The following is a 6,342-nucleotide window of genomic DNA, read 5'->3' as shown; positions in this document are numbered from 1 at the left end:
GTCATCGCCTCGACCTGGTCGTGGGTGACGTAGATCATCGTCGTGTCCAGCTTCTTGTGCAGTTCGCTGATTTCCATCCGCATCCCCACGCGCAGGGCAGCGTCGAGGTTGGACAGCGGCTCGTCGAAGAGGAAGGCCGCCGGTTCCCGCACGATGGCCCGCCCGATGGCCACGCGCTGGCGCTGACCACCGGACAGCTGGCCCGGACGCCGGTCCAGGTAGTCGGTCAGGTTCAGGGCCTTCGCGGCAGAGGCGATGCGGCGCTCCTGCTCGGCCTTGTCCATGCCCGCCATCTTCATCGGAAAGGCGATGTTCTTGCGCACCGACATGTGCGGGTAGAGCGCATAGGACTGGAACACCATCGCCAGGCTGCGCTTGGCCGGCGGCAGCGCCGTGGCGTCCTTGCCGTCGATCTCGATCACGCCGTCGGTGGTGTCCTCCAGCCCGGCGATCAACCGCAGCAATGTGGACTTGCCGCAGCCCGAGGGGCCGACGAAGACGGTGAACTCTCCGTCCTCGATGGTCAGGTCCAAGGGCGGGATCACGGTCACGTCGCCAAAGGACTTCTTGACCTGCTTGAGTTGAATACGTCCCACGGGTCTCTCCCCCTTATTTCACCGCGCCGAAGGTCAGGCCGCGGACGAGTTGTTTCTGGCTGAACCAGCCCATGATCAGGATCGGCGCGATGGCCATGACCGACGCCGCCGAAAGTTTCGCGTAGAACAGCCCTTCGGGGCTGGAATAGCTGGCGATGAACGCGGTCAGCGGGGCCGCCTTGGCGGCGGTCAGGTTGAGGGTCCAGAAGGCCTCGTTCCACGCCAGGATGATGTTGAGCAGGATGGTGGAGGCGATGCCCGGCACCGCCATCGGGGTCAGCACGTAGAGGATTTCCTCGCGCAGGCTGGCGCCGTCCATCCGCGCCGCTTCCAGGATTTCTCCGGGAATTTCGCGGAAGTAGGTGTAAAGCATCCAGACGATGATCGGCAGGTTGATGAGCATCAGCACGATGACCAGCCCGATCCGCGAGTCCAGCCAGCCCAGCTTGATGAAGAGCAGGTAGATCGGGTACAGCACGCCGACCGCGGGCAGCATCTTGGTGGACAGCATCCACAGCAGGATGTCCTTGGTCCGGCGGGACGGTACGAAGGCCATCGACCAGGCGGCGGGAATGGCGATGATCGTGCCGAGGATCGTGGACCCACCGGCGATGATCACCGAGTTCCACAGGAAGCGCATGTAGTCCGACCGTTCCTGCACCACCGCGTAGTTTTCCAGCGTCCAGTCGAAGAACAGGAAGACCGGCGGATCGCTGATGGCCTGGGCCTCTGTCTTGAAGCTGGTCAGGATGGTCCAGAGGATCGGAAAGAAGATCAGCAGACCGACGGCCCAGGCCAGCGTGGTGTTGATCGCCTTGCGTTGTGTCGTGACGGCGCGTGCCATGTTCAGAGCCTCCCGTTCCGGGCTTGCCCCGGAACCTCTGCGGTTGGGATGGGGCCCCGGGTCAAGCCCGGGGCGCGGCGGAGATGAAGGTCAGGCATCGAGGTTCTTCCCGACGATGCGCATCAGGAACAGCGCGACGATATTGGCCAGGATGATCGCATAGACCCCGCCCGCGGACCCCAGTCCGACGTTCTGGCTTTCCAGAACGCGCTGGAAGATCAGGTAGGTCAGCGTCTTGGTCCCGAACGAACCCTGGGTGGTGACGAAGATCTCGGCAAAGATCGACAGCAGGAAGATCGTCTGGATCAGGATCACCACGGTGATGGCCCGGCTCAGGTGCGGCAGGATGATGTGGAAGAAACGTGCCAGCGGCGGGGCGCCGTCCATCTCGGCGGCTTCCAGTTGCTCGCTGTCCAGCGACTGGATCGCCGTCAGCAGGATCAACGTCGCAAAAGGCAGCCATTGCCAGCTGACGATCATGATCAGCGACTGCATCGAGGCCTCTGACAGCCAGGAAATCGGCTCGGCCCCGAAGAACTTCCACAGATGCGCGAAGAGGCCGTTCACCGGGTCCATGAACATGTTCTTCCAGACCAGCGCCGACACGGTGGGCATCACGAAGAAGGGCGCGATGACAAGGATGCGCACCACCCCCTGCCCCCACATCGGCTGATCCAGGAGGATCGCCAGCAGCACGCCCAGAACCACCGTCACGACCAGCACGCCGCCGACGATCAGCAACGTCGTCATCACGCTGGGCCAGAAGGCACTGGAGGTCACGAAACGGACGTAGTTGTCGAAGCCTGCCCACCCCAGGTCCCCGCCGCGCAGCGGCAGGTACTTGCGGAAGGAAAACCAGAGGGTCATGGACAGCGGAACAAGCATCCAGACCAGAAGCAGGAAAACCGCGGGGGCCATCATAAGACGGGCTGCGGATCGCGAATGCTGGGTCGCCATGACGCGTCTCCTCCCTTGGCGGCTGCGGGGCCGCCGTGTTCATGTCTGTTGGAAATTCAGGAACCGGAGGGCGGTTGCCCCCGCCCTCCGGCCTGGGAGGAGGCCTCAGTATCCTGCGGCTTCCATTGCGTCGACGACCAGCGCCTGCGCCTTGGCAAGGGCCTGCTGCGCGGTCTGCTGCCCGGCCAGCGCGGCCGAGAATTCCTGGCCCACATCGGTGGCAAAGCCCGCGAATTCCGGGATCGCCACGAACTGCACACCGACATAGGGAACCGGGTCGACGGTCGGATTCAGCGGGTCAGCCGAGTTGATCGACTTCAGCGTCATTTCGGCAAAAGGCGCCTCGGACAGGTAGGTCTCGTTCTGATAGAGCGAGGTGCGCGCACCCGGCGGCACGTTGGCCCAGCCTTCGTTCGCCGCGACCAGCTCGATATAGGCCTTCGAGGTCGCCCACTCGATGAACTCCTTGGCGGCGTCCTCTTTCTGGGTGCCCGCCGGGATGCCCAGCGCCCAGGCCCAGAGCCAGTTGCCGCGCTTGCCCTTGCCGGTGTCCGGCGCCAGCGCGAAACCGACCTTGTCGGCCACGGTGGAATCGTTGGGGTTGGTCACGAAAGAGGCCGCCACGGTGGCGTCGATCCACATGCCGCACTTGCCCTGCTGGAACAGCGACAGGTTCTCGTTAAACCCGTTGGTCGAGGCGCCCGGAGGGCCCGCGTCATTCATCAGGTCCAGATAAAAGGTCAGCGTCTCTTCCCAGGCGGCACTGTCGAACTGCGGGGTCCAGTTCTCGTCGAACCAGCGCGCACCAAAGGAGTTGGCGGTGGCCGTCAGGAAGGCCATGTTCTCGCCCCAGCCGGCCTTGCCGCGCAGGCAGATACCGTAGATCTCGTTTTCCCTGTCGGTGATCTTCCGGGCCGCCTCGGCGACGAAATCCCAAGTCGGCGCCTCGGGCATTTCCAGCCCTGCGGCCTCGAACAGGTCTGTCCGGTACATGATCATCGAGCTTTCGCCGTAGAACGGCGCCGCATAAAGCGTGCCGTCATGGCTCAGGCCGCCGCGCATCGCCGGCAGGATGTCGTCGGCGTCGTAGTCCGCCGACAGGTCGTCCAGCGGCACCAGCCAGCCGTTGGCGGCCCAGATCGGCGTTTCGTACATGCCGATGGTCATGATGTCGAAGGCACCGCCCTTGGTGGTGATGTCGGTGGTCACGCGCTGCCGCAGCACGTTCTCCTCCAGCGTGACCCAGTTCACCTCGTGGCCGGTCTTGGCGGTAAAGTCGTCGGTCAGCTTCTGCATCCGGATCATGTCGCCGTTGTTCACCGTGGCGATGGTCAGGACCTCGGCGGAAAGCGCGCTCGCACCCACCGACACAAGTGCAGAAGCCGCAAAGAATGCGCCTTTCAAAGTCATCCAATTTCCTCCCTTGGAGTGCTCGTTGCACAGTCAGAGACTGCGCAAGACCGCCAGGCGAGTCAATCAAAAACTTTACGGGAGTAAAATTTAAAATTGCCGCGACGCAGAAAATTCTAGGCTGACTGCCGCATCACCAATTTTCCTTCGAAAAAGATTTCATCGCGGTTTTCAGCACGTTCCCCGCTTTCGACAAGGCTGAACAGGCGCTCGACACTGCGTTCTGCGATTGCAGTGTAGTCCTGCGAAACCGTGGTCAGCGGCGGGCAGGTATAGCGCGAGAACGGGTGGTCGTCATGCCCGGCAACCCGCAGGGCGGCGCCGGCGCCCAGCCCGACTCGCAGCCCTTTCTGATAGGCTGCCGCCAGGAAACCGATGGCCAGGCGGTCGTTCGAACACAGGATCGTGTCGGTCGGCAGGCTGTGCTCTTCGATGACTTTCGTGCCGCCTTCCAGCCCGATCTTCTCGAAGTCCCAGCCGCCCCCTTCGGCCTGCAACAGGTGAACGGGATGGCCCATGCGCTCCATCGCTTCGCAATAGGCGTTGCGGCGGCGATAGGCGTTCGGGTTGGTCGGCGTGCGCATTTCGAAAAACGCAGGGGGTTGGCCCGTGCGACAGAGGTATTCGCAGATCAGCTTGGTGGCCTGGATGTTGTCATGCCCCACAAACGCCTCACCCATCCCACTGATATGACTGTCAAAAAGAACCGAAGGCACGGCCTTGCAGAACCTCTCGACAGCCGCCTTGTCCGAGGCCCGCCCAAGCGGCGCCAGCAAGGCGCCTGCGGGTTTGATCGCGCGCAGGCTCTCGAAGTTGTCATTCTCCTGCGCGGTGGACCCGTGCGAGCTGAGAAGGATCGGATGATAGCCTGCCGCGATCACCAGCATTTCCAGGTTCCGCGCGATCTCGGCAAAGAAGGGGTCGGCAAGATAGGGCACCACGATGCCGATGTTCTTGGTCAGCTTGCGGTTCTGGTTGATGGCAAAGATGTTGGGGCGATAGTCGTATTGTTCCAACGCGCTTTCGATCCGCGCGCGGGTCGATTTGCGCACGCTGTCAGGATCGTTGAAATACTTGGACACGGTCGGACGCGAGATCCCGCTGACCTCGGCGAACTCCTCCATGTTCCGGATCTTCCGGCCGGTCATGAACCCTGTCTCCCCCTCCGGCATCGGACGCCACGCCCGCCACACCCGCAGATAAACTTTACGCGCGCAATATTAACAAGCTGGGTGCCGCGCCCGCATTCGTCAAGATTAAGTTGGACGCGCGTCAAATCACAAGCCCCGGTCCGGAGGTTTTCGGGATTGGTCGCGAGAGGGCCGCGCCTATTGCCAGTCGCGCTCGACCACTTCGACACCGTCCCCCACCGTGTCCGGCGGGTGCAGGATCACCCGGTCGCCCGCCTTGACGCCCGCCAGAACCTCGGCGCTGCGCCCGTCGCGGCGGCCGATCTCGATCGAGATCTCATGCGCGGTGCCATCGGCCAGGACATAGGTGAACCATTGCCCTTCACGCCGAAAGATCGCCGACAGGGGGATCAACAGCGCGTCCTCGGTCCGCCATTCCTCGATCCGGACAAAAACCGCAAAGGCTTGGCCCAACCCTGCACGCATCTCGGGCGGCGAGGTGAAATCCAGCACCGCATCCACGCGCTGTTCCTCGATCCCGAGGGCAGAGACCACAGTGCGCGCCGCCGGTTCGATCAGCCGCAATTCCGCCGCCAGCGTGCCCTCGCCGCCCCAGCGGTCCACTTCGACAGAGGCGCCGGGCGCAAGGCGGGTCGCCTGAGAGGACAAAAGATCGACAACGATTTCCAAATCGTCCGGATCGCCGATGCTGAGCAGCGGCGCACCGGCCATCACGGGGCGCGCGCTTTCCCCCTCGACCGAAAGGACAACGCCATCGGCGGGCGCCAGGATCGGCAGGCAACAATCGCCGTCGCCGGGCGCCTGCTCGGGTTCCGCCAGCACCGCCTGCGCGCTTTCCAGCGCCGCCCGCGACATCGCCAGGCGCGCCTCGGCGCTCAGCTTGTCCGCCTCGGCCAGTTGCAGCTGCTGGGCTGCCGTCTCCAGCGCGGTCAACGAGGCGGTGCCCCGATCCGCCAAGGCCTTGGCCCGGTCGAACTGCGACTGGGCATAGGCGCGCTGCGCCTCTGTCCGGGCCACCTCGGCCTCGGCGAATTTCACGCTGGCCTCGGCCTCGTGCAGGGCCGCGACCGCCTGCGCCCGGCTGCGCGCATCCAGCAGCGTGGGCACGGCGGGCTGCACCTGCGCCACCACGGTCACCCCCTTGGCGACCGGATCGCCCACTGCAACCGGCAGGCGCAAGACCGTGCCCGCTATGGGTGAGGAGACCTCGTAGACCTCCCTGATCCGTGTCTTGCCATCCGCGTCCACCGTCACGCTCAGCGCGCCGCGCACCAATGGCGCGGTATCCACCGGGATCGGATCTGTGCGAAAGGCGGTGATCGCCAGCCCGCCCACCAGGGCGAGGCCGACAGCCGAAAGTCCTATGGTACGCAGGGACCACATG

At 64.1% G+C, this 6,342-nt stretch carries 6 protein-coding genes; all 6 read right to left on the bottom strand.

Annotated elements, in window-relative coordinates; genetic code table 11:
- A partial coding sequence (locus tag PVW46_RS00900) for an ABC transporter ATP-binding protein (protein ID WP_274573873.1) occupies nucleotides 1-596 on the bottom strand: 596 nt, incomplete at its 3' end.
- Between the two features lie 13 nt (nucleotides 597-609).
- Nucleotides 610-1,440: a carbohydrate ABC transporter permease gene (locus PVW46_RS00895; RefSeq protein WP_043137225.1), complete on the bottom strand. Its 831-nt coding sequence runs from the start codon at nucleotides 1,438-1,440 to the stop codon at nucleotides 610-612.
- Nucleotides 1,441-1,530: 90 nt separating this feature from the next.
- Nucleotides 1,531-2,397, bottom strand: coding sequence for a carbohydrate ABC transporter permease (locus PVW46_RS00890; protein WP_043137227.1), 867 nt, complete (start codon nucleotides 2,395-2,397; stop codon nucleotides 1,531-1,533).
- 105 nt (nucleotides 2,398-2,502) lie between these two features.
- The gene (locus tag PVW46_RS00885) at nucleotides 2,503-3,807 is read right to left on the bottom strand and encodes an ABC transporter substrate-binding protein (RefSeq protein ID WP_069210895.1); all 1,305 of its coding nucleotides are present in this window, start codon (nucleotides 3,805-3,807) and stop codon (nucleotides 2,503-2,505) included.
- 116 nt (nucleotides 3,808-3,923) lie between these two features.
- The gene (locus tag PVW46_RS00880; RefSeq protein WP_043137231.1) at nucleotides 3,924-4,955 is read right to left on the bottom strand and encodes a LacI family DNA-binding transcriptional regulator; all 1,032 of its coding nucleotides are present in this window, start codon (nucleotides 4,953-4,955) and stop codon (nucleotides 3,924-3,926) included.
- A 180-nt stretch (nucleotides 4,956-5,135) separates the two neighbouring features.
- On the bottom strand, nucleotides 5,136-6,341 hold the full coding sequence (locus PVW46_RS00875) for an efflux RND transporter periplasmic adaptor subunit (protein ID WP_043137233.1): 1,206 nt from the start codon (nucleotides 6,339-6,341) through the stop codon (nucleotides 5,136-5,138).
- Nucleotide 6,342: the final 1 nt, after the last annotated feature.

It is taken from the genome of Mameliella sp. AT18 (genome assembly GCF_028807275.1).
GTDB classification, from domain to species: Bacteria; Pseudomonadota; Alphaproteobacteria; order Rhodobacterales; family Rhodobacteraceae; genus Antarctobacter; species Antarctobacter albus.
Note: the sequence above shows the minus strand (reverse complement) of the source record. Positions and strands in the feature narration are given on the sequence as shown.

Bases quoted from the DNA above. Each gene is read 5' to 3' on its own strand.
- PVW46_RS00885 (WP_069210895.1), bottom strand. From the start codon at position 3,807: ATGACTTTGAAAGGCGCATTCTTTGCGGCTTCTGCACTTGTGTCGGTG.
- PVW46_RS00895 (WP_043137225.1), bottom strand. From the start codon at position 1,440: ATGGCACGCGCCGTCACGACACAACGCAAGGCGATCAACACCACGCTG.
- PVW46_RS00880 (WP_043137231.1), bottom strand. From the start codon at position 4,955: ATGACCGGCCGGAAGATCCGGAACATGGAGGAGTTCGCCGAGGTCAGC.
- PVW46_RS00875 (WP_043137233.1), bottom strand. From the start codon at position 6,341: ATGTGGTCCCTGCGTACCATAGGACTTTCGGCTGTCGGCCTCGCCCTG.
- PVW46_RS00890 (WP_043137227.1), bottom strand. From the start codon at position 2,397: ATGGCGACCCAGCATTCGCGATCCGCAGCCCGTCTTATGATGGCCCCC.